Origin of the sequence: Bacillus sp. AP8 (assembly GCF_000321185.1) — a bacterium.
In the GTDB taxonomy this organism is placed as follows: Bacteria; Bacillota; Bacilli; order Bacillales; family DSM-1321; genus Bacillus_AD; species Bacillus_AD massilioanorexius.
Genome location: NZ_CAPG01000074.1, coordinates 59,363 through 81,584 on the forward strand (window position 1 = coordinate 59,363; position 22,222 = coordinate 81,584).

The 22,222-nt window shown below is 36.6% G+C and carries 20 protein-coding genes and 1 riboswitch; of the genes, 1 reads left to right on the plus strand and 19 read right to left on the minus strand.

Going from position 1 to position 22,222, the window contains the following annotated elements:
* Positions 1-8: 8 nt before the first annotated feature.
* The 5 genes from pcrA to BN349_RS17855 all read right to left on the minus strand — a co-directional run bounded on the left by pcrA (position 9) and on the right by BN349_RS17855 (position 6,755).
* Positions 9-2,237: a DNA helicase PcrA gene (gene pcrA / locus BN349_RS17830; RefSeq protein ID WP_019243699.1), complete on the minus strand. Its 2,229-nt coding sequence runs from the start codon at positions 2,235-2,237 to the stop codon at positions 9-11.
* Between the two features lie 61 nt (positions 2,238-2,298).
* Positions 2,299-2,997: a heptaprenylglyceryl phosphate synthase gene (locus tag BN349_RS17835; protein WP_019243700.1), complete on the minus strand. Its 699-nt coding sequence runs from the start codon at positions 2,995-2,997 to the stop codon at positions 2,299-2,301.
* Between the two features lie 578 nt (positions 2,998-3,575).
* On the minus strand, positions 3,576-3,872 hold the full coding sequence (locus BN349_RS17845) for a YerC/YecD family TrpR-related protein (protein ID WP_019243702.1): 297 nt from the start codon (positions 3,870-3,872) through the stop codon (positions 3,576-3,578).
* Positions 3,873-3,917: 45 nt separating this feature from the next.
* The gene (locus tag BN349_RS17850) at positions 3,918-4,949 is read right to left on the minus strand and encodes a DUF3048 domain-containing protein (RefSeq protein ID WP_019243703.1); all 1,032 of its coding nucleotides are present in this window, start codon (positions 4,947-4,949) and stop codon (positions 3,918-3,920) included.
* 63 nt (positions 4,950-5,012) lie between these two features.
* Complete coding sequence (locus BN349_RS17855; protein WP_019243704.1) at positions 5,013-6,755, minus strand: adenine deaminase C-terminal domain-containing protein; 1,743 nt, start codon at positions 6,753-6,755, stop codon at positions 5,013-5,015.
* Positions 6,756-6,897: 142 nt separating this feature from the next.
* On the opposite strand from BN349_RS17855, the gene BN349_RS24290 reads away from it, so the two are divergent.
* Entirely contained in the window at positions 6,898-7,209 is a 312-nt protein-coding gene (locus tag BN349_RS24290; RefSeq protein ID WP_019243705.1) for a YgaP-like transmembrane domain, read from the plus strand.
* A gap of 114 nt (positions 7,210-7,323) precedes the next feature.
* Here BN349_RS24290 and purD read toward each other — a convergent pair whose 3' ends face one another.
* The 14 genes from purD to nrdG all read right to left on the minus strand — a co-directional run bounded on the left by purD (position 7,324) and on the right by nrdG (position 22,214).
* Positions 7,324-8,583: a phosphoribosylamine--glycine ligase gene (gene purD, locus BN349_RS17865; protein WP_019243706.1), complete on the minus strand. Its 1,260-nt coding sequence runs from the start codon at positions 8,581-8,583 to the stop codon at positions 7,324-7,326.
* An 18-nt stretch (positions 8,584-8,601) separates the two neighbouring features.
* On the minus strand, positions 8,602-10,137 hold the full coding sequence (gene purH / locus BN349_RS17870) for a bifunctional phosphoribosylaminoimidazolecarboxamide formyltransferase/IMP cyclohydrolase (RefSeq protein ID WP_019243707.1): 1,536 nt from the start codon (positions 10,135-10,137) through the stop codon (positions 8,602-8,604).
* A gap of 151 nt (positions 10,138-10,288) precedes the next feature.
* Positions 10,289-10,852: a phosphoribosylglycinamide formyltransferase gene (purN, locus tag BN349_RS17875; protein WP_019243708.1), complete on the minus strand. Its 564-nt coding sequence runs from the start codon at positions 10,850-10,852 to the stop codon at positions 10,289-10,291.
* Between the two features lie 6 nt (positions 10,853-10,858).
* Positions 10,859-11,887 (minus strand): phosphoribosylformylglycinamidine cyclo-ligase, encoded by a 1,029-nt coding sequence (gene purM, locus BN349_RS17880; RefSeq protein WP_019243709.1) that lies wholly within the window; start codon positions 11,885-11,887, stop codon positions 10,859-10,861.
* A gap of 315 nt (positions 11,888-12,202) precedes the next feature.
* Positions 12,203-13,621, minus strand: a complete 1,419-nt coding sequence (gene purF / locus BN349_RS17885) for an amidophosphoribosyltransferase (RefSeq protein WP_019243710.1) — start codon at positions 13,619-13,621, stop codon at positions 12,203-12,205.
* Positions 13,606-15,828: a phosphoribosylformylglycinamidine synthase subunit PurL gene (gene purL / locus BN349_RS17890; protein ID WP_019243711.1), complete on the minus strand. Its 2,223-nt coding sequence runs from the start codon at positions 15,826-15,828 to the stop codon at positions 13,606-13,608. Before purL ends, purF begins: the two co-directional genes overlap by 16 nt.
* Complete coding sequence (purQ, locus tag BN349_RS17895; protein ID WP_019243712.1) at positions 15,812-16,498, minus strand: phosphoribosylformylglycinamidine synthase subunit PurQ; 687 nt, start codon at positions 16,496-16,498, stop codon at positions 15,812-15,814. The genes purL and purQ overlap by 17 nt, the downstream gene beginning before the upstream one ends.
* Positions 16,495-16,749 (minus strand): phosphoribosylformylglycinamidine synthase subunit PurS, encoded by a 255-nt coding sequence (gene purS / locus BN349_RS17900; protein ID WP_019243713.1) that lies wholly within the window; start codon positions 16,747-16,749, stop codon positions 16,495-16,497. The genes purQ and purS overlap by 4 nt, the downstream gene beginning before the upstream one ends.
* The gene (gene purC / locus BN349_RS17905) at positions 16,742-17,461 is read right to left on the minus strand and encodes a phosphoribosylaminoimidazolesuccinocarboxamide synthase (protein ID WP_019243714.1); all 720 of its coding nucleotides are present in this window, start codon (positions 17,459-17,461) and stop codon (positions 16,742-16,744) included. The genes purS and purC overlap by 8 nt, the downstream gene beginning before the upstream one ends.
* A gap of 187 nt (positions 17,462-17,648) precedes the next feature.
* Positions 17,649-18,941, minus strand: a complete 1,293-nt coding sequence (gene purB, locus BN349_RS17910; protein WP_019243715.1) for an adenylosuccinate lyase — start codon at positions 18,939-18,941, stop codon at positions 17,649-17,651.
* 40 nt (positions 18,942-18,981) lie between these two features.
* Positions 18,982-20,109, minus strand: a complete 1,128-nt coding sequence (purK, locus tag BN349_RS17915; RefSeq protein WP_019243716.1) for a 5-(carboxyamino)imidazole ribonucleotide synthase — start codon at positions 20,107-20,109, stop codon at positions 18,982-18,984.
* Positions 20,093-20,581 (minus strand): 5-(carboxyamino)imidazole ribonucleotide mutase, encoded by a 489-nt coding sequence (gene purE, locus BN349_RS17920; RefSeq protein WP_019243717.1) that lies wholly within the window; start codon positions 20,579-20,581, stop codon positions 20,093-20,095. The genes purK and purE overlap by 17 nt, the downstream gene beginning before the upstream one ends.
* A gap of 530 nt (positions 20,582-21,111) precedes the next feature.
* Positions 21,112-21,213, minus strand: a riboswitch (purine riboswitch).
* Between the two features lie 78 nt (positions 21,214-21,291).
* Positions 21,292-21,486 (minus strand): NETI motif-containing protein, encoded by a 195-nt coding sequence (locus tag BN349_RS17925; protein ID WP_019243718.1) that lies wholly within the window; start codon positions 21,484-21,486, stop codon positions 21,292-21,294.
* A 212-nt stretch (positions 21,487-21,698) separates the two neighbouring features.
* Complete coding sequence (gene nrdG / locus BN349_RS17930) at positions 21,699-22,214, minus strand: anaerobic ribonucleoside-triphosphate reductase activating protein (RefSeq protein WP_019243719.1); 516 nt, start codon at positions 22,212-22,214, stop codon at positions 21,699-21,701.
* Positions 22,215-22,222 lie beyond the last annotated feature (8 nt).

The following is a 22,222-nucleotide window of genomic DNA, read 5'->3' on the forward strand; positions in this document are numbered from 1 at the left end:
TTTCTTTGTTATACCTTTTGTATTGGCGCAAAAGCTGCTAGTAATCGTTTGATTCCGATTGGACTAGGGAACGCAATATCTAGCTCTACTTTATCACCTTGCCCTTTCACACTAACAACAGTACCAATTTCCCACTTTTTATGCTGAACCTTATCTCCGACTTTCCAATCTATGTCACTACCACCTGTTTTAACAGGCGCCTTAACAGGTTGTGCGGTTACTGCTGCTCTTCTTGAACTAAAGGAGCTTCCACGATTAGTAGCTGCAGGAGCAGCTTTTTTCCTTTCTTCCTCGCGTAGGTTCACAAGTAAGGATGAAGGAATTTCAGAAATAAAACGTGAAACAGGATTAAAGTTTGTACGACCAAATAATGTTCTCATTTGTGCATTCGTCATATATAATTCTTCTTCTGCTCGCGTAATTCCTACATAAGCTAATCGTCTTTCTTCCTCCATCTCCTCCTCGTCCATTAATGAACGGCTGTGAGGAAAAACGCCTTCCTCTAAACCAAGTAAGAATACAACTGGAAACTCCAATCCTTTAGCTGAGTGCAGGGTCATTAGAATCACGCCTTCTTGTGGCTCTTCATCTTTATCTAATTGGTCGATGTCAGCTACCAATGCTAAATCTGTTAGAAAAGCAACTAGACTTTTATCTTCATTTGCTTTTTCGAAGTTTTGCGTAACAGATAAAAACTCGTCTAAGTTTTCAAGTCTACTTTGAGCTTCGATGGTTTTTTCTGCTTTCAGCATTTCTTTATAGCCAGATTTATCTAAGACTTCTTCAACTAATTCTGTAACTGAAAGGTATTCCTGCATGTTTGTATAATTTTGAATTAAGTCTCTGAACTCCAAAACGGCTTTGCGGATCTTTGGACTTAATCCTATTAAATCAATACTTTGAAGTGCATCAAACATGGATGTATCTTGCATAATCGCAAAGTCTGCTATCTTATCAATTGAAGTTGCCCCTACACCGCGTTTAGGAACGTTTATTATTCGACGTAGACTGATATCATCATGCGGATTAGAGATTAGACGCAAGTATGCCAGAATATCTTTAATTTCTTTTCTATCATAGAACTTCACTCCACCGACAATGCTATAAGGTAAATTGGATTTTAATAAAAATTCCTCCATTACACGCGATTGAGCATTTGTACGGTATAGAATTGCAACATCACTTAATTTACGTGATGAATTTTTTGTCATTTCTAAGATTTTACCAACAACAAATGCAGCTTCTGCTTGTTCGTTATCCCCTTGGTAATATTGAATAGCATTTCCTTCTACATTTTCTGTCCATAAATTTTTAGGCTTTCGATTGCTATTATTAGATATAACTTCATTCGCTGCTTGTAATATGCGCTTTGTAGAACGATAATTTTGTTCAAGGAAAATAACATTAGCATTAGGATAATCCTTTTCAAAAGAAAGGATATTAGCAATGTCTGCTCCTCTCCATCGATAAATCGATTGATCTGAATCCCCTACTACGCATAAATTTTGAAAGCGTTGAGCCATTAGCTTAACTAACATATATTGGGCTCTGTTCGTATCTTGATACTCATCGACATGAATATACTGAAATTTTCTTTGATAATACTGTAATACCTCTGGTACTCGTTCAAACAGCAGAATGGTTTTCATGATTAAATCATCGAAATCCAATGCTTGGTTTTTACGAAGTCTTTTTTCATATTCTTTAAACACATCACTAACGACCTTTGTATAGTAATCAGCCGCTGTCTTTTCATACTCCTCACTATTAATTAACTCATTTTTAGCTGAACTAATAGCACCTTGAATTGCTCGATAATCGTACTTTTTCGAATCTAAATTCAAATCCTTAAGAATTTGCTTAATAACAGACTGCTGATCTGTTGAATCTAAAATTGAAAAGGTACGGCTATAGCCGATACGGTCGATGTCTCTTCTTAAAATACGGACACACATCGAGTGAAAGGTAGAAATCCATATATTTTCTGCATCTGGTCCTAATAGGCGCCCAATACGTTCCTTCATTTCTCTTGCTGCTTTATTTGTAAAGGTAATAGCAAGAATATTCCATGGAGCAACCTCTTTTTCAACCATTAAATACGCAATACGATGCGTCAAAACACGAGTCTTTCCACTTCCTGCTCCAGCCATTATTAACAATGGCCCATCTGTTGTTTGAACCGCTTTTTTCTGTTCGGGATTTAATCCCTTTACCAACATTTCTGTCGTTTTTTCCATTATTACACCACCAAAAAGAACATTTGTTCTGTTAATTATATCGTAAATGACATGGTTTGTCCTAGTTTCTCTTAGATTGCTTTACTACTTTTACAGTTTTCAATGCTTCCTGAATATTGTCATAAATGACATTTCCTACAACGACTACATCTGCATGCTGAGACATTTCCTTTGCTTGCTCCGCATTAACAATTCCGCCACCATAAAAAAGAATTGTATTTTCAAGTCTTTCCGCAACTCGCTCCACTACTTCTGGGTCTCCATACATTCCACTATACTCCAAATAGAAAATTGGCATCGAAAACATTTGCTCAGCCATTTCTCCGTAAGCTACTACATCATCAATACTTAATTCGGTACGAGCATCTGTAACCTTTGCTGCCTTACAATCCGGATTTAAAATACAATAACCTTCTATATGAATTTCATTCCAATCCATTACTTCTCCAAATTCCTTAACGGCTTCTTGGTGAAGTCCAACAATCCATTTTGGATCACGGCTATTAAGAACTGTTGGGATAAAATACAAATCAAAACCTGGAGTCACTGTTTCTACAGAAGAAACTTCCAAAATGCAAGGAACACTATATCTACGAACCCTTGCCATTAAATCTAATACACCCTCTAATGTAACTCCGTCCGTTCCACCAACCAAAATAGCATCCGTACCTGATTCACACAATAGCTCTAGATGCTCATCAGAAATCATTTTATTTGGATCGAGTTTAAATACATGATTCCACTCGTTATAATTGTACATTGAATTGCCCCCAATCTATCTTCCATTTCATCATTATAGCATTAAGAAAACCAAGAAAAAAACTTGATATATAGAAAAGCGAAAGTGACTTGTTTAGCCCCGACCTACATAATACAATTTTCCTCAGAAACATGCTTTTCATTTCTGAAAAAATCGGATATGTCCTCGAAGGGCTAGTCGCTTTTGCTAGACAAATCTCTTTTAGATAAACCGTCACTGGTCCTTTTTAGTTAAAGAATAATCAAAGAAAATAACTTTATAGTAATTCAATGTTTCATATTAAAAAGGGGACACACGGGAATCAAAAATGCTGAGGTGGCTTGTTCAACTCCTACCAGTACAAGCCAATCAGGCTAGAACGTGCTCTTTTTCCTTCTGGACAGATTGGCTTGTGACCTCGAGGAGTTAGCCACTGAAGCTAGACGCTTGAAGACGAGCCTTACCTACTCCTTACAAGAAGGAACAACGGCTAAACTCGCACATCCTGTAAGGCCCCTGACCTATATACAACCGTACTGATTTTTTTATTGAATAGATCAATTAAAAAGACAAAGAATAAGACTGCCCAATTGGACAGTCTATTCTTGTGTTTCTATTCTTTTTAAAGCCATTGTATATGCATCATTTCCGTAATTCAAGCATCTTTTCACTCTAGAAATTGTAGCAGTACTTGCTCCTGTTTCTGTTTCTATTTTATGATATGTTTTTCCATCCTGAAGCATTCTAGCTACTTCTAGTCTTTGAGCAAGAGATTGAATTTCATTAATCGTGCATAAGTCATCAAAAAAACGATAACATTCTTCTAGGTCATTTAAAGAAAGAATAGCATTAAACAACTGATCTAGTTCTCTTCCTCTTAATTTGTTTATTTGCATAGTTTAACTCCTTTTACAAGTAAAAATGGCTCAGCTAGACTCGACTTATTGCACAGTGACTGTAGATTGTAATCCCTTTTTATCTGGAACAATATTTATCCACGTTTTCCCTGGTACAAATTGTACCTTTTCTCCATCTTTTATGAAAATAAACAGATTGTCAACAAATTGCCATTGAATCTCGTTCATTTTCCCTTTTTGAAACAAGTAAGCATTACCACCATTAGATAAATCTATATCACGGCGCCCCTCGTTGTCTATAATTTTATGTGGTGCTTCCAATACAATAATGTTATCTAGCAATACTTCTTTACCAGTATCCTGATCAACTATTTGAGATCCATCCGAATACCTTTTATACATTTTCTCAGATCCATCATATTCGTATGTAACATTATAAGTATTTGAACCATAATCCACAGTAAACTTATTTGCGTCTGCACCTACAATTGAATTACTTTCTTCTTCGGTGTAAAATGACCATTCTTTCGGTGGCGTGGTAAAATCAAATCCTTGCTCTTTTGATCCTTTTTCTATATTTTCAAAGGATATATAAGAATTGTGAGGAGCTTTTCTAGATTTATCGCGTTTAAAAAGGGTACCATCATAAAACAAACCATTTAAATGATCAATATATCCTGAATTTAATAAAGTTTTGGCATCTGGACTATACCCGTGATTGATGTAAATACTATCTAGACCTTTTGCAATTTCAATAAAGTAGTCTCGAGCACTTCTAACAGGGCCTACTCTTTCTGGCTGTTCACTTTGAAAAACAGCTAGAAATCTCGTTACATTTCCCTCTGCTAGCATCTCATATACGATATCTGCTTTAGATAATCCACTTTGAGGCCTCGCTTTAGAGTGATTATTAATCATAACAGCGACTGCTCTATGATTAATATCATTATCCGTTGCTAATCCCGTAAGAGGATATGTGTTCTTTTCCTTATCGGTCGTTTCTACTTGTTTAGGTTCATCTACCGACGGTTCTGTTTTTTCCTCTTTGCCCTTACTGCAACCACTGATTACAAGCATGGCTGCTAAACACAAGCTGCTAATCATCTTTAAGCGCATAATGATTTCCCCTTTTCATCCAACAACCTACCGGATTCAAACTAATCTACCTACTTTATTATTTTAACGCATTATTGCTGGAAAGAGTACTGTCTTATTCATAACATCGTACATTCCTGTCGGGGTAATGCGAATATAAGGTAAATGAGTTGATGCAAAAAACAATAAACTGTATAAAGGATCTGAAAAACGATAACCTCTTTCTTTTAAAAGAGCTGTCAGTTTTTTTTCCTCTTCAATTAAATCATTCATCGGTTTGTCAGACATAATACCCATCAAGGCTAGTGGTATTCGGTGAATTACCTTTCCTCTTTCAGTAATGATAATGCCTCCACCCATATCTTTTAGCTCATTAAAAGCTAACAGCATATCTTCTTTTCGCTTACCGATGACAATAATATCTCCTGTATTCGAATACGAGCTTGCAAATCCACATAATTTATCTGCAAATCCTTTAATAACCGTATTAATACGCCATTTTCCATTGCGGTCAATTAGCATGTAAAAGCATTCATCGTGATCAAAGCATAATTCATCATAAGACATATCACGAGTAACAGAATAAGGCTTAGTAATTACATCATTGACCATTTCTACACCAAAAGGCATAGAAAATTGTAAATCATCATAATTCATATCCCATTCCATTTCCAATGGTGTAAATCCAAACTGTGACCAATCAAATGGCTGATGCTGAGAAATAACATCTCCATCCCTCAGTATCCATTTCCCCTTTGCCATAACAGATACTGGCGTAGGGTCACTCGGATCTTTTAAAAAGTTAATATTCGCAACTCGCCCTGTACTGATGTTTCCATGTAAATATTCTATATTGTAATAACGAGCTATATTAATTGTCGCCATATTGTACGCATCAATAATAGGTACCCCATGCTCAATACAAATTTTAATCATTCGATCCATAAAACCATGCTCATAAAATGCTGGAGGAGATCCATCTGTATTTAAGAAAAACTTATCATATTGATCGATTCCCTGCTTATGAAGATCATCTAAAATATTGGCTAAATCAGGACGTATAGAAGAATGGCGAAGTGAAACATAAAAGCCTTGCATTAAGCGTGTAAGAACTTCTTCTCCGTTCATAGCCTCATGATCACAATCAACACCTAATAACGTCATTTTGGTTAATGTTTTTTCTGATGCTCCTGGAAAATGACCTTCTATTTTCTTTTTCATCCTTTTTGCTTCCTGAATCCAATGTAACATTAAGTCATCCCCATCAAGTAGCTTTGGCCATCCAGTCAGCTCTCCCCCTTGAAGAACAGCATCATGCTCTAACCAAGACTTAATATTACCATGTGAAAATACAGTTTCTTCATTATATATCTCTGTTTGAGAATCAAATCGACACCACCAGTACATGGATACAGGTAGATTTCGTAATTCTTTAAGCAGAGAAAACGCTTTCTTTTTTTCTAAATGTAAAAAGATCATCATGTTGTCATTGATCAGCGTAGTTGTTCCTGTTAAAGATGCATAATGAGAAAATGTATGGGGATTATATAATTGAAAAGGATGAGAATGAGGTTCTATATAACCTGGTACTAAATGATAATCTGAGCAATCAATTATGTCACAATTATCAAGTTTATCAGGAGTTTTATTTCCCACATATATGATTCGATCTTCATAAATCCATATATTTGCTTTCATCCATTTTCGTAGTGCTTGATTTAAATAAGTCGCATTTTTAAGTAGTATATGCGGTGATTTGATTCCATCTATTATAGCAATATGCTCACGCAATGTTTTATTTTTCCACCTATACCGTTGTTCTAGCATGAACATCCCTCATCTCTTATCATTAATTTTGTTTTGTAAGAAAACATAACATTCAGTTTTTTTTATATTAACATATTTAGTTATTTTTACACAGTATGGTATGCAGATTTTATGTAAATAATTTGTAAAGGGAGACACAAAAATGAAAAATACTTCCAATATCAACACAATTAATGCCCTTATCCGAATCACTTGTGGTTTAACCATGCTCAGCTATCTTACAGCTAAAATGGTTCGTAGACCTTGGAAACAATCTTATATCTTTTTAGCCATGTTAGCTGCCATGAAGGTAGCTGAAGGTATATTACGTTATTGCCCGTTAACCGAGCTATTTAATAAAAGCCAACATATGTATCAAGATATGCTAAGTGACCTCGGTAATTTTACCTTTGATAATCCATCTTTCCTGTCAAAAGATTCATCAACAGATTCTACATCCAATACGGAAGATTAAATAATTCATTTTACCGTAAAACACATCAACAAAACATCTACTACTATTCTGAAAACCTAATTAAGAAAAAGAGGGTGTAACCAAAAGCAAGGCTTCTGTTGCACCCTCTTTTTCTTATTTAATTACGCGATGACCAATATCGCTTCGATAAAAAAGTGCATCACATTTCACTTTTTTTATTTCTTGGTATACTTTTTGCTTTGCTTCTTCTAATGAAACACCTTTAGCTGATAAAAATAGCACTCTACCACCATTTGTCACAGTGTTACCAACTTGATCAACAGCTGTTCCTGCATGATAGATATGCACTTTTGGATCTACCGTTTCAAGACCTGTAATGATATCGCCTTTATTATAATCCTCTGGATAACCTTTTGCTGCTAATACCACTCCTAAAACAGCTTCGTCAGACCATTGAATTTCTATTTCTTTCCCATCCATGACTGCTTCTAATACATCCACTAAATCCGAATCCAGACGTGGTAGAATCACCTGCGTTTCTGGGTCACCAAATCGAGCATTAAATTCAATTACTTTTGGTCCTTTATCTGTTAACATTAAGCCAGCATATAAAATCCCAGTAAAGGTACGGCCTTCACTAATCATGGCTTCTGCTGTAACTTTTACTATTTTTTCGATGGATTCATCTATTACTGCTTTCGATATTTGTGGTACAGGAGAGTATGCTCCCATGCCTCCTGTATTTGGTCCTTTATCACCATCAAAAGCACGTTTATGATCTTGAGCAATGACCATTGGATACACTTTATTTCCATTTACAAAGCTCAACAAAGAAAATTCTTCACCTTCTAAGTATTCTTCAATAACTACACTTGCTGATGATGAACCAAACTTCGCGTTTACTAGCATATCAGTTAATGCATCAATTGCTTCTTGTTCAGACGTAGCAACCACTACGCCTTTTCCAGCTGCTAGTCCATTCGCTTTAATAACAATCGGAGCACCCATCTTTTCTACATACGCCTTTGCTTCTTCAAACGATGTAAACGTCTCATATGCAGCCGTTGGAATATCATATTTCTTCATTAAATCTTTAGCAAAGCTTTTACTCCCCTCAATTTCCGCTGCATTTTGACGAGGCCCAAATGCACGTAACCCTTCCGATTCAAATGCATCAACTAAGCCAGCTAATAATGGAACTTCAGGTCCTACAAATGTAAGTTCTACCTTATTTTCTTTAACAAAAGCAAGTAATTTTTCTTTTTCATTTTCTTGGATTGGCACAAGCTTCGCTACATCTTGCATTCCTGGATTTCCAGGCGCTACAAAAACTGTTGTTACACGTTTACTTTCAGAAAATTTACGAGCAATCGCATGCTCACGACCTCCACGTCCAATAACTAAAACATTCATTCGCTGACTACCCCCATTTTAATGTTTAAAATGTCTAACACCTGTAAATACCATGGCAATCCCATGTTCATCAGCTGCTTTAATTGAATCTTCATCACGAATGCTACCACCTGGTTGAATGATCGCTGTGATCCCTGCTTTAGCTGCCTCTTCCAACGTATCTGGCATTGGGAAAAATGCATCTGATGCAAGAGCCGCTCCTTTTGCTTTTTCACCAGCTTGTTCGAGCGCAATTTTAGCAGAACCAACGCGGTTCATTTGCCCAGCTCCTACACCTAAAGTCATTTGACTATCACTTACGACAATCGCATTTGATTTCACGTGTTTTACAACATTCCACCCAAGCTTAAGAGCATCCCATTCTGCTTCAGTTGGTTGACGTTTTGTAGGAATTGTAATCGTCGCATCATCTAAAGAGTATCCATCAGCATCTTGAACTAATAAACCACCTTCAACAGACGATAGAACTTTTTCATTTGTTTTTGTATTTTCAAATGAAAGAGTTAATAGACGTAAATTTTTCTTACTTGTTAATATATCTAGAGCTGCTTTTGAAAAGCTTGGTGCAATAACAATCTCTAAGAAAATTTCATGAAGCTTCTTAGCAGTCTCTTCATCTACTTCTCTATTTAGTGCAACGATGCCCCCAAAGATTGACGTAGAATCTGCTTCATACGCCTTTGAGAATGCTTCAAAAATTGTTTCACCTGTACCAACACCACATGGATTGTTATGCTTTACAGCAACTGCTGCTGGAAGATCAAATTCCTTCACAATTTGTAACGCTGCGTTTGCATCATTAATATTGTTGTATGATAATTCTTTTCCATGTAATTGCTCTGCATTTGCAATTGAGAACTTTGAACCTAATGGTTTTCTATAAAATGCTGCCTTTTGATGTGGGTTTTCTCCATAACGTAAACTTTGCTGTAAATCAAATGTGTACGTTACACTTTCTGGTTGTTCTTCCCCAACAAGTTCTGTCATATATTGAGAAATAACACTATCATAAGCGGCCGTATGACGGAATACTTTTGCTGCAAGCGCACGGCGTGTTTCAAAAGTTGTTTTACCTTGTTCCTTATACTCTGCAACAACTTTTACATAATCAGTTGGATCTACTACAACCGTCACGTATTCATGGTTTTTAGCAGCTGATCGTAGCATAGTTGGTCCACCAATATCAATATTTTCAATGGCATCTTCAACAGATACATCTGGTTTTGCAATGGTTTGTTGGAAAGGATACAAATTTACACAAACAAGCTCAATTGGCTGAATGTTATGTGCTTCAATTTGCTTTTTGTGATCAGGGTCATCATGTCTGGCAAGAAGTCCACCATGTACATTAGGGTGTAGCGTTTTTACACGACCATCTAAAATCTCTGGGAAATCTGTAACATCACTGATTCCGATAACCTCAACACCTGCATCTTGTAAGGCTTTACTTGTTCCACCAGTAGAAATAATTTCAAATCCTACTTCCTTCAGTTGCTTTGCAAATTCAACAATTCCTGTTTTATCCGATACACTGATTAATGCTCTTTTTGCCATGATTACTTTGCACCTCTTCTATTATTTAGCTATGTTAACAGTCCACTGTAGATTATGTTTACAATCCGTACACTTTCAACAATACTTATACGGATTGTAAACATTTATTTCTTATTAAAAATCAACAGTAATTTGTAACAGAGTCTATTATTTATGAAAATATTCGTTGTAAAACGGTTGGATATAGCCAATGTTCTGTCTCTTGAATACGTTGTTGAAGTGACTCTCTCGTATCTCCTGCTATAACTTCTACCGCCTTTTGATCAATAATTGGACCGGTATCCATTCCTTCATCTACATAGTGAATCGTTACGCCCGTAATTTTCACTCCTGCTTTAAAAGCTTGCCCAATCGCATCCTTCCCAGGAAAAGCTGGTAATAGCGATGGATGAATATTCACAATTCTATTAGAGTATGAAGTTAATAAAGTATCACCTATTAATCTCATATAACCCGCTAATACAATAAACTCTACATCTCTTTCCTGTAGCTGCTTTACAATCTCACTTTCAAAAGCTTCCTTACTTTCATAATCCTTTGCTGAAAAAACAAAAGTAGGAATTCCTGCTTTTTCCGCACGTTCAATCGCAAAAGCTCCTGGTCGATCACAGACTAGTAGTTTAATTTCAGCATCAAGTTGTCCTTGAGAGATGTAATCATTTATACATTGAAAATTACTGCCACTTCCTGAAGCAAATACCGCAATTTTTTTCATCTGCTTTTACTTCCCCCACTGTACGCCTTGTTCAGAAGTTACCGAACCAATTACATAGGCTTTTTCACCAAGCTCTTCAAAATGCTTTATAGCTGCTTCTGCTTCTTCAGCAGGAACAACAACAACCATTCCAATTCCCATGTTAAAAATGTTAAACATTTCATCTTCAATTAAGTTACCTTCTTTTTGAAGCATCTTGAAAATTGGATGTACCGGCCAATTTCCCTTTTCAATCTTTACACCTAAGCCTTCAGGCATCATTCTAGGAATGTTTTCGATAAACCCACCGCCTGTAATGTGTGCCATTCCTTTCACATTAAATTGCTTTAATGCAGATAATAATGATTTCACATAAATTCGAGTAGGTTTTAGTAACTCCTCACCTAGCTTACATCCCAAAGATTCCTCATAAGTATGCAAATCCTTATTGGCATCCTGAAGTAAAATTTTTCGAACAAGAGAATATCCATTACTATGAATACCACTTGATGCTAGACCAATCACAGCATCACCAGCTTGAATATTTTCACCAGTAACTAAGTTCTTCTTTTCACATGCTCCAACAGCAAATCCAGCTAAGTCATACTCCTCTTCGTCATACATTCCAGGCATTTCAGCCGTCTCTCCACCAATTAATGCAGCTCCAGCTTGTTCACAACCTGTTGCAACTCCTTTTACAATTGCTTCGATTTTATCAGGATGTGCTTTGCCACAAGCTATATAGTCTAAAAAGTACAGTGGCTCAGCTCCTTGTACTACGATATCATTCACACACATCGCAACCGCATCAATGCCAATTGTATCGTGCTGATCCATCATGAATGCCAGCATTAGCTTCGTTCCTACGCCATCCGTTCCTGATACTAGTACTGGTTCTTTTAGTCCAAGTGCCGAAAGATCAAACATACCTCCAAAACCGCCCAAACCACTTAATACTTCTGGACGCATCGTTTTTTGCACATGCTTTTTCATCTTATTTACTGCTTCATAACCAGCTTCAATGTCCACACCAGCTTGTTTGTATGCATTAGCCATCCATCTATCCTCCAATTTAGAAAAGCGTAAGCGCCTTGCAAGTATGGAACAAAGGCTATGAACGCCACGTCCTGTGGCAATTCCTTTGTGCCCTACCTCCTGTAGGCCCCCGACCAGCATATGACAATTTGTCTAGAAGGTTGCTTTTAAATCTTCTAGATGACTTGGCTTATGACCTCGAGGGACTAGGCACTAAAGCTAGACAGCCACTACGCTTTGATTATTTATTTCTTTTCGTGTTCTATTATCATTTTAAAAAAGCAGCATACATGATGCTGCTTTTTTAATTAAAATCATGTATCACAAAGAGTGTCATCAACAAATAGTAGTTGGTGATTGTTCATCCTCTGTTGTATAAATTTCAGTTGGATACTTTCCTGTGAAACAAGCCATACATTGCCCACCTGTCTCATCGTCAAAAGGTCTACCAATTGCTTCAACCATTCCTTTTTGGCTTAAAAACGTTAGTGAATCTGCTTCAATCATTTCTTTTATTTCATCAATTGACTTTTGAGAAGCAATTAATTCTTCTTTTGTGGAAGTATCAATGCCATAGAAACAAGGATTTTTGATAGGAGGTGAGCTAATAACGACATGAACCTCTTTTGCTCCTGCTTCTTTAAGCATTTTGACAATACGACGACTTGTTGTTCCTCGTACAATAGAATCATCAACCATGATTACACGTTTTCCTTCTACAACGCCACGAACAGGTGATAACTTCATTTTCACACCTTGTTCACGCAAAGATTGAGAAGGCTGAATAAATGTTCGACCTACATAACGATTTTTTAATAAGCCCATTTCATATGGAATTCCTGATGCTTCCGCATAACCCATGGCAGCAGAAATACTTGAATCGGGTACTCCTGTTACAACATCCGCATCAATCAACGCTTCCATTGCTAGTTGTTTCCCCATATTTTTACGTGCTGTGTGAACGTTAATGCCGTCTATATTGCTATCTGGACGAGAAAAATATACATATTCCATCGCACACATTGCTCGCGTATTTGATACAGAGAAACGCTCAGCTTTAACACCTTCATCATTAATAACTAATAGTTCACCAGGTTCGATATCTCGAATAAACGTTGCACCAACAATATCAATGGCACAAGTTTCAGAAGCTACAACATATCCATCACCTAGTTTCGCAAGGGATAATGGACGTAATCCATGAGGATCACGAGCAACAATCATTTCTTTCTCGCCCATAACAAGGAATGCATAGGCTCCTTTCACAAGGCTCAATGCATTTTTCACTCGATCTTTTAAGCTAGAAAAACCAGATCTTCTAATTAAATGAGCCACAACCTCTGTGTCTGATGTTGTTTGAAAAATACTACCTTGTGCTTCTAGCTGAGCTTTTAGTTGCGTGGCATTTACTAAGTTTCCATTATGAGCTAAGCCCATACTTTCATTTTGAAAGTGGAACAGAAGTGGCTGAACATTTTCATATCCGCCTCCCCCTGCCGTTGCATAACGCACATGTCCTATGGAACCTATACCTTGAACATCCTTCATTTTCTCTTGTGAAAAAACTTCAGTTACTAAACCTTCACCTTTAACACCAATCAATTTTTTACCATCACTAAGTACCATACCAGCACCTTCTTGACCACGGTGTTGTAAGCTGTGTAAACCATAATAAGTAATTTGAGCAGCATCAGCATGCCCCCATACTCCTATGACGCCACATTCTTCGTTTAGACCTTTTATTTCAGCAAGCATGGGATTGCTCCTTTCCAGGCTGACTCCAATTCTTTCACTTTTTCTTCAAGAACTTTTTCGTTATTCTCATCTTGAACTGTTAACACCCCATCATTTGCCACTTCACCAATTAATACACAATCCACAACTATTTTTTCAAACTGATCTTTTTTCTCTTGTGGAACAGATACTAAGAAGCGGGATTGTGTTTCACTGAATAGTTCAGCTGTTGTATCACCTTTCAATTCAACCTTTGCTCCTAAATTACTACTTCCAAACAATGATTCAGCTAATGCAACCGCTAAACCACCTTCAGCTAAATCATGAGCAGATGCAATAACTCCTTGGCGTATTGCTTCTAATAATTGTTGCTGACGTTGGTTTTCCACATTCAAATCAATGGAAGGTGCTGGCCCAAAAATTTCTCCATGCAATAATTTCTGTAATTCTGTTCCGCCCCATTCTCTTTTAGCTTCACCGATTACATAAATCGCATCTCCAGCTTTTTTAAAGGCTTGTGTTGTAATATGCTCTAATTCATGCACAAGTCCAACCATCCCTACTACAGGTGTTGGGTAAACAGCTTCTCCACTTGTTTCATTGTATAGTGATACATTTCCACCAATAACAGGAGTATTTAACGTACGACATGCTTCACTCATACCGTCAGTTGCTTTTTCAATTTGCCAGAAAATTTCTGGTTTCTCTGGATTACCAAAGTTTAAACAATCTGTAATAGCCAGTGGTTCTGCTCCAGAACAAATGATATTACGTGCTGCTTCAGCAACTGCTATTTGACCACCAACCTCTGGATCCAAATAAATATATCTTGAATTACAATCTGTCGTCATAGCTAATGCCTTGTTTGTTTCACGAATTCGAACAACAGCAGCATCTGAGCCAGGAGCAACAACCGTATTAGTGCGTACCATATAATCATATTGATCATACACCCACTCTTTACTTGAAATAGTTGCTTGAGACAGTAATTGCTTTAATGTATTTCCGTAATCTTCAATTTGTGGTGTATCAAGCTCCATTGCTTGATATTCACGATAATAAGCAGGCTCTGTTGATGGTTTATGATACACAGGTGCATCTTCCGCTAAAGCATCAACTGGAACATCTGCTACTACCTCACCGTTGTGAATTAAACGTAATTGTTTGTCATCCGTAACATGACCAATTGCAACTGCTTCTAAATCATATTTCGAGAATAAGTCGACGATTTCTTGTTCGCGTCCTTTCGTAACGACGATTAGCATTCTCTCTTGTGATTCAGAAAGCATCATTTCATAGGCTGTCATGCCTGTTTCACGTTGAGGTACAAGATCTAAGTTCATTTCAATACCAGAACCTGCTTTACTTGCCATTTCTGCTGATGAACTTGTTAAACCTGCCGCTCCCATATCTTGAATACCTACTAAAGCATCACAGTGAATCAGTTCAAGACAAGCTTCTAATAAAAGCTTCTCCATGAATGGGTCACCAACTTGAACAGCCGGACGTTTTTCATCGGATGCATCTGTCAATTCTTCTGAAGCAAAGGTAGCTCCGTGAATTCCATCGCGTCCTGTTTTCGCTCCAACATACATAACTGTATTACCAACACCATGCGCTTGACCTTTTTTAATATCCTTATGATTGATTAAACCAACACACATCGCATTTACAAGTGGATTTCCTTCATAGCATTTCTCAAATTGAATTTCTCCACCAACCGTTGGAATTCCGATACAATTCCCATATCCTGCAATACCAGCAACTACTTCTTTAAATAAATATTTCGTACGGGCTGTATCTAATTCACCGAAACGCAATGAATTAAGCATCGCAATAGGACGTGCACCCATTGAGAATACGTCACGAATAATTCCACCTACACCCGTTGCAGCTCCTTGGTAGGGCTCTATCGCAGAAGGGTGGTTATGAGATTCGATTTTGAAAACAACCGCTTGGTTGTCACCAATATCTACAATCCCTGCACCTTCTCCTGGTCCTTGTAAAACTTTTTCACCGGTTACTGGAAACTTACGTAATACGGGTTTTGAATTTTTATAAGAGCAATGCTCTGACCACATGACAGAAAATAAGCCTAATTCGGTATAGTTAGGAAAACGACCGAGAATCTTCGTTACTAAATCGAATTCTTCAGGAGATAGTCCCATTTCTGCATATATTTTTTCTGTTTGAATACGTTCTGGACTTGGCTCAAGCAGTAACGACATGTGATTCCCTCCATTGTTTAACGATAGATTTAAATAAGTTTAGACCGTCAGCACTTCCTAATAATGAGTCAACTGCACGCTCTGGATGTGGCATCATCCCTAATACATTTCCTGTCTCATTGACAATACCAGCAATATCTTCAAGACTTCCGTTCGGATTTGTTCCTTCATATGTGAAAACGATTTGATTATTTTCTTTTAATTTCTGTAGGGTTGCTTCATCGCAATAGTAATTTCCTTCACCATGAGCAATTGGAATAGTAATTACTTCATCTTTTGCGTACATATTTGTAAACATGGTTTCGTTATTCTCAACTTTTAGTTGAACATTTCGACAAATGAAATGAAGGCTTTCATTTCTTCTCATTGCACCAGGAAGTAAGCCCGCTTCAAGTAAAATTTGGAATCCATTACATACGCCTAAAACCGGTTTTCCTTCATTTGCAGCTTTTACTACTTGCTCCATAACATTTGAGAATCGAGCAATGGCACCACAGCGAAGGTAATCACCATATGAAAAACCACCTGGTAATAGAATGCCATCAAACGTAGATAAATCAGTTTCAGTATGCCAAACGTATTCTACTTCCTCACCAAGCTCATCCTTAATCGCATGATACATGTCTACATCACAGTTCGAGCCTGGAAACATGATTACTGCAAATTTCACTGTGCGACAACCTCCTCAACCTCATAACGATAGTCTTCTATAACCGTATTTACTAATAACTTTTCGCACATTTCTTTTACTACTTCATTCACATCTCGATCACTTTTACTAATAGAAAGCTCCATATACTTCCCAATACGAATATCCTCAACTTCTGTATATGAAAGACTATTTAATGAATGTTTAACTGCCGCTCCTTGTGGATCTAATACACTTTCTCTTAATGTTACATACACCTTAACTTTATACATGCTTTGCTCCTCCAAGTCTTGATAAAATCTGTTCATATGCATCTGTAATATTTCCTAAGTCACGACGGAATACGTCTTTATCGAGCTTTTCACCAGTAGTAGCATCCCACAAGCGACAAGTATCTGGTGAGATTTCATCTGCTAGTAAAATTTCACCTTGCTCTGTTTTTCCAAATTCAAGCTTAAAATCTATTAATCTGATATTTATTTCAGCAAAGAATTTTTTTAATACTTCATTCACACGTAATGCTTTTTCAGTAATATCTTGTTTTTCTTCTACTGTTGCAATATCTAATAGTGAAATGTGAGCATCTGTTAAAAGAGGATCACCAAGGTCATCATTTTTATAATAAAATTCTACAATGGGCTGCTTCATTTCGACGCCTTCTTCAACACCTAGACGTTTAGAAATACTGCCTGCAAAAACATTTCTAACAACAACTTCTAATGGAATAATGCTTACTTTTTTGGCTAATTGTTCACGTTCAGAAATTTTTTGAATGAAGTGAGAAGGAATTCCTTCTTCCTGAAGCTTCATGAATAGTAAACTAGTAATCTCATTATTTAAAGCACCTTTTCCTTGGATCGCTGCTTTTTTCTCACCGTTAAAAGCAGTTGCTTGATCGGTATATTCTAGCCATACAACATTTTCATCATCGGTTGCATAGACCTTCTTCGCTTTACCTTCATACAATAATGATCCTTTTTCCATTGTTGAACCCTCCGAATTTAGTATATTGGGAAAATTAAGAAAAGCGTAAGTACCATGGTAGTAAAAGAACAGCAGTAAAAAGACTATATCCTATAAGACTCCAAACCAGACAGTTACTTACGTTTAGTCATATTTATTAAAAAAACATCTGAAAATCTCTTTTAATCTTCAGATGTTTTTAAAAAGCTTACAAACCTACACGTTCAAAAATAACATCAACCTTTTTCAAGTGATAGTTATAGTCAAAGCAATCAGCAATTTCTTCAGGAGTCAAAAGACTAGTAATTTTTTCGTCTCCTTCGATTAATGTACGGAAAGGTACTTGTTCCTCCCATGATTGCATTGCTCTAGGTTGAACTGTATCATATGCTTCCTCACGTACTAATCCTTTATCAATTAATGCCAATAACACACGTTGTGAATAAATTAAACCTAATGTACGATCCATATTACGTTTCATGTTTTCAGGGAATACCGTTAAATTTTTAATGATATTTCCAAAACGGTTTAACATATAGTTCAATCCAATAGTTGCATCAGGCATAATGATTCTTTCTGCTGATGAATGAGAAATATCTCTTTCATGCCATAAAGGAACGTTTTCATAAGCTGTTAACATATATCCGCGAATGACACGTGCTATACCAGTCATATTTTCAGATCCGATTGGATTACGTTTATGCGGCATTGCTGAAGAACCTTTTTGGCCTTTTGCAAAAGCTTCTTCTACTTCACGTGTTTCACTTTTTTGTAAGCCACGAACTTCAACGGCAAACTTTTCAATTGAAGTCGCAATTAACGCGATTGTACTCATATAGTGAGCATGACGATCACGTTGTAACGTTTGAGTAGAAATTGGTGCTGGTTTTGTTCCTAATTTTTCACAAACATAGCTCTCAACAAAAGGATCAATATTTGCGTATGTACCAACAGCACCAGAAATCTTTCCATATTCTACACTCTCTCTTGCTGCTTTAAATCGTTCCAAATTACGTTTCATTTCTTCATACCATAAAGCCATTTTCAAACCAAATGTTGTTGGTTCTGCATGAACACCATGTGTACGTCCCATCATGACAGTATATTTATGCTCTTGAGCTTTATTTTTTAAGATTTCAATAAAACGCTCAATATCAGCTTGAAGAATATCATTTGCTTGTTTTAATAAGTACGAATTAGCAGTATCCACTACATCTGTTGAAGTTAAACCGTAGTGTACCCATTTACGTTCTTCTCCAAGCGTTTCTGATACGGCACGAGTAAATGCGACAACATCATGTCGAGTTTCTTTTTCAATTTCAAAAATACGATCAATGTTAAAAGATGCATTTTCACGAAGTAGTTTAACATCTTCTTTTGGAATAACCCCTAGCTCAGCCCAAGCTTCACATGCTAAAATTTCAACCTCTAACCAAGCATTGAATCGATTTTCGTCTGTCCATATAGCACCCATTTCAGGTCTTGTATAACGTTCAATCATGTTTTAATTCCTCCAATTTATTAAGGATCACCTGTTGTTTCTACCAAATATTACTTTTTTTCGCCTCAATTAGCGCTTCCTCTACAGTATCTCGTAAAATATTAACATGACCCATTTTACGCTTTATTTTAGCTTCTTCCTTACCATATAAATGAATTTTCCAATTATCAAGAGTTGGAATTCTGTCTAATAATGGTTTTACATGCTCTCCTAATATGTTAACCATAACAACAGGCTTTAATAACGTCGTATCAGCAAGCTTCCAATTACAGACCGCTCTAATATGCTGTTCGAATTGAGATGTTTCACAAGCCTCCATTGTATAATGGCCAGAGTTATGAGGTCTTGGAGCAATTTCATTAATATAAATATGAGAATCACTACTTACGAACATCTCAACAGCTAATGTTCCGACAAGCCCCATAGAATCAGCAACTAATTTTGCTTTTTCTAATGCTTTTTGTTCTGTTTCAGAAGTAATTCTAGCTGGCACAATTGTTTGATGTAAAATGTTTTCATGATGGATATTTTCAGCTACTGGAAACACCTTGGATTCTCCATTTACATTACGAGTAACGATAACTGATATTTCTTTTTCAAATGGAATCCATGCTTCTAAAACACATTCACACTGTTCGATCATGTGTTTAGCACTTTCTATATCCTCTTTTGTTTTCATAACAAGTTGACCTTTACCATCATATCCACCTGTTGCTGTCTTAAGCACACAAGGAAAGCCGATTTTCTCGATACCGCGTGATAAATCTTGACTATCTCTAATAACAGTATAAGGCGCAACTTCCACACCTGCATTTACTATCGTTTGCTTTTCAATGATACGATTCTGACTTATTTTTAATAGTTCCGATCCTTGTGGTACATAGGCATGCTGCTTAAGCCAATCCAATGCTTCACCATTAATGTTTTCAAATTCAAATGTAATAACATCACTAACTTCAGCTAATTTCTTTAATGCATCAAGATCATTGTATGAAGCTGTTATTTCTATATCTGCCACTTGACCACATGGACAATTTGGAGTCGGATCTAAAACGGCAATCTTAAAACCACATGCTCTTGCCGATAAAGCCATCATTCTCCCTAATTGTCCTCCCCCGATAATACCAATTGTTTGTCCTGGTAATATTACTTTATTTAAGCTGTTCACTACTCTCCAGCACCTTTTCCCTTGTTTCTTTTCTCATTTGCTCTAACTTTTCTGCTACTTCTTGTTCGAAAGTGGATATAATTTCTGCTGCTAACAAACCTGCATTTGTTGCCCCTGCTTTGCCAATTGCTACTGTTGCTACTGGGACCCCACCTGGCATTTGAACAATAGAAAGAAGAGAATCCAAACCGTTCAATGCTCTCGACTGAACAGGCACACCAATAACAGGAATCGTCGTTTTTGCTGCTACCATACCTGGTAAGTGCGCTGCTCCTCCTGCACCAGCAATAATAACTTTAATTCCTCGTTCTCTTGCACTCTCAGCATATTCAAACATTAAATCTGGCGTTCTATGTGCTGAAACAACTTGTTTTTCATAGGAGATGCCCACTTTTTCTAATTCTTCGCAAGCATATTTCATTGTTTCCCAATCTGAAATACTCCCCATAATTACACCAACCTGAGGCTTCATCTTTTACCCTCCAATTATGAAATGCTGAAACGGCTGTTTAGCTCCGACTAGCATAAGACAAAGCGGCTAGAAGGTTGTTTTTTACCTTCTGGACGAATTGGCTTATGACCTCGAGGAGCTAGCCGTTGAAGCTAGACAATATGAAATGCTGAAGTGCCTCGATAAGCTCCGACCAGCATAAACCGCATACTGTAAGAAATCCTAAAGATTTCTGAAGTAGGTGGTTTATGACTTTGAGGAGCTGGGCACTGAAGCTAGACAATATGAAATGCTGAAACGGCTGTTTAGCTCCGACCAGCATAAGATAAACTATTGTAGTATAACATTAACCTTCTGTATAATCAGACTACTTCTTCCAAAATTCATATGAGGCATATCATTTCATACAAAACGAGATATATCTTTTTTCATATATCGATACCCGCTTTATAAACAAAAAAACGAATAGTTCACTTCTGCAAGAGAAAGTAAACTATTCGGGAATAGTTATGTATAATAACTCGTTAAAGAGTTAAACAGTTTACCCTAAAATAGATTATACTTTCTCTCATAGTCCAATCATTTACGGTAATTGGGTAGAAACTTATGGGCCATATCCCCAAGATTATATGAGAGACACATATATTGTAGTTACATATTAACAATCCTTTATATTTGTTGTCAATATAAAATCGAACAATTAAACAACATCTAAAACTAACGTTCGTTTTTTACTCTATTTTCATCGCTTCGAAGATAATTTTTCTCCCTGAAGGCTCGTAATTAGTCTTACCATTCTCAATTACTTCCTTAAAGATGGGTTTCTCAATCCGCTTTATAGGCATATATCCTTCCAATTTCATTCGATCTAAACATGCATCTATTGTTTCATATTCTTCTACTTCAAATTTCTTTTTTGCAGCCATAACTTCTACTGCCCTCCATCACGTCTTTTACGTTAGTGTAACCAATATACTATATGAAGACAAGACCATCATAGCAATGGTATTTTCACAATATATTATACACTCTTCTTCTTCTTCTCCATATTATAGAGAATCCTATTTTATCCTAAGTTCCTTTAAACTCATTAAAAAAGAGTGCCAACAAAAGCATAGCTTCTGTGACACTCTTTTCGTTACATATATCTTGGAACTAGAACAACGTCAAGCGATTTTAATGATTGTTGAACATCAATAATTCTTTGATTAGCTGATCCTCGAAAGAGTAATTCAATAGATTTTTGTTTTTCAATAAATCTCCCATCAACTAAAACATCAATTTCTCTTAGCAATAATAAATTATCCTCATAATTAGGATTGTTTTTATTTATTAATTCTTCCCAACGATATCCGCTATATGCCCAAACATCTAAGCCTAATTTTCTCGCTTCTATAGCAATAGATAGTAAAGCTTTTGGCTGTAGAAATGGATCTCCACCTGAAAAAGTAATACCTTTTTGCAATTTAGCGTTCCTCATTTGATGAATAATATCGTTACAGTCTAACTCAAAACCACCTAAAGGATCATGAGTTTGTGGATTATGACATCCTTTACAACGGTGTACACAGCCTTGTGTCCATAACACCATTCTTAAACCTGGGCCATCAACAATACTGTCGTACGTTAAAGGTGCTGCCACTCTAACTTTCATTCTTTATC

Bases quoted from the DNA above. Each gene is read 5' to 3' on its own strand.
- pcrA (WP_019243699.1), bottom strand. From the start codon at position 2,237: ATGGAAAAAACGACAGAAATGTTGGTAAAGGGATTAAATCCCGAACAG.
- BN349_RS17835 (WP_019243700.1), bottom strand. From the start codon at position 2,997: ATGTACAATTATAACGAGTGGAATCATGTATTTAAACTCGATCCAAAT.
- BN349_RS17845 (WP_019243702.1), bottom strand. From the start codon at position 3,872: ATGCAAATAAACAAATTAAGAGGAAGAGAACTAGATCAGTTGTTTAAT.
- BN349_RS17850 (WP_019243703.1), bottom strand. From the start codon at position 4,949: ATGCGCTTAAAGATGATTAGCAGCTTGTGTTTAGCAGCCATGCTTGTA.
- BN349_RS17855 (WP_019243704.1), bottom strand. From the start codon at position 6,755: ATGCTAGAACAACGGTATAGGTGGAAAAATAAAACATTGCGTGAGCAT.
- BN349_RS24290 (WP_019243705.1), top strand. From the start codon at position 6,898: ATGAAAAATACTTCCAATATCAACACAATTAATGCCCTTATCCGAATC.
- purD (WP_019243706.1), bottom strand. From the start codon at position 8,583: ATGAATGTTTTAGTTATTGGACGTGGAGGTCGTGAGCATGCGATTGCT.
- purH (WP_019243707.1), bottom strand. From the start codon at position 10,137: ATGGCAAAAAGAGCATTAATCAGTGTATCGGATAAAACAGGAATTGTT.
- purN (WP_019243708.1), bottom strand. From the start codon at position 10,852: ATGAAAAAAATTGCGGTATTTGCTTCAGGAAGTGGCAGTAATTTTCAA.
- purM (WP_019243709.1), bottom strand. From the start codon at position 11,887: ATGGCTAATGCATACAAACAAGCTGGTGTGGACATTGAAGCTGGTTAT.
- purF (WP_019243710.1), bottom strand. From the start codon at position 13,621: ATGCTTGCTGAAATAAAAGGTCTAAACGAAGAATGTGGCGTCATAGGA.
- purL (WP_019243711.1), bottom strand. From the start codon at position 15,828: ATGTCGTTACTGCTTGAGCCAAGTCCAGAACGTATTCAAACAGAAAAA.
- purS (WP_019243713.1), bottom strand. From the start codon at position 16,749: ATGTATAAAGTTAAGGTGTATGTAACATTAAGAGAAAGTGTATTAGAT.
- purC (WP_019243714.1), bottom strand. From the start codon at position 17,461: ATGGAAAAAGGATCATTATTGTATGAAGGTAAAGCGAAGAAGGTCTAT.
- purB (WP_019243715.1), bottom strand. From the start codon at position 18,941: ATGATTGAACGTTATACAAGACCTGAAATGGGTGCTATATGGACAGAC.
- purE (WP_019243717.1), bottom strand. From the start codon at position 20,581: ATGAAGCCTCAGGTTGGTGTAATTATGGGGAGTATTTCAGATTGGGAA.
- BN349_RS17925 (WP_019243718.1), bottom strand. From the start codon at position 21,486: ATGGCTGCAAAAAAGAAATTTGAAGTAGAAGAATATGAAACAATAGAT.
- nrdG (WP_019243719.1), bottom strand. From the start codon at position 22,214: ATGAAAGTTAGAGTGGCAGCACCTTTAACGTACGACAGTATTGTTGAT.